Origin of the sequence: Nocardia amamiensis NBRC 102102 (assembly GCF_001612745.1) — a bacterium.
Classification (GTDB): domain Bacteria; phylum Actinomycetota; class Actinomycetes; order Mycobacteriales; family Mycobacteriaceae; genus Nocardia; species Nocardia amamiensis.
This window is the reverse complement of record NZ_BDBA01000442.1, coordinates 1-519: the sequence shown is the minus strand read 5'-3', so window position 1 is coordinate 519 and position 519 is coordinate 1. Positions and strand designations below refer to the sequence as shown.

The 519-nt window shown below is 69.0% G+C and carries 1 protein-coding gene; it reads left to right on the top strand.

Annotated elements, in window-relative coordinates; all coding sequences use genetic code 11:
- Positions 1–21 precede the first annotated feature (21 nt).
- On the top strand, positions 22–519 hold a 498-nt coding region (locus tag NA4_RS38295), incomplete at its 3' end, for a condensation domain-containing protein (protein ID WP_245671805.1).

Here is a 519-nt window from a genome sequence, read left to right as displayed (position 1 = left end):
TTGGTGGACGTGATCAGCCCCGTGCGTTCGCAGGCGCATCATCCGCTGTTCCAGGTCGCGCTGACCTTCGAAGCCGCCTCGGCCGCCGACCTGCGCGCGGTCGCGCTGCCCGGCCTGGATATCGCGCTGCCCGGCCTGGATGTCGCGGTGGTCGACTTCGAGGCGGGCACGGCGAAATTCGACGTGCAGCTCACCGTCGGCGAGGCCGCGGACGGCGGGCTGACGCTGTCCTGGAACTACGCCACCGATCTGTTCGATCCGGAGACTGTGGCCGCCTTCGCCGACCGTTTGGTGCGCATTCTGCGCGGTGTCGCCGAGGACCCGGAGATCGCGGTCGGCGATATCGATCTGCTCGGCGAGAGCGAGCGTCTCGATGTGTCGCAGCGTTGGGTGTCATCCGCAGCGGACGCCGCTGGTGCGCACCGGTTCGCCGATCCCGACATCACACTGGTCGGCTTGTTCGACGCCGCCGTCGCCGCGCACCCGGATCGTGTCGCGGCCCGATTCGGTGTGGAGACA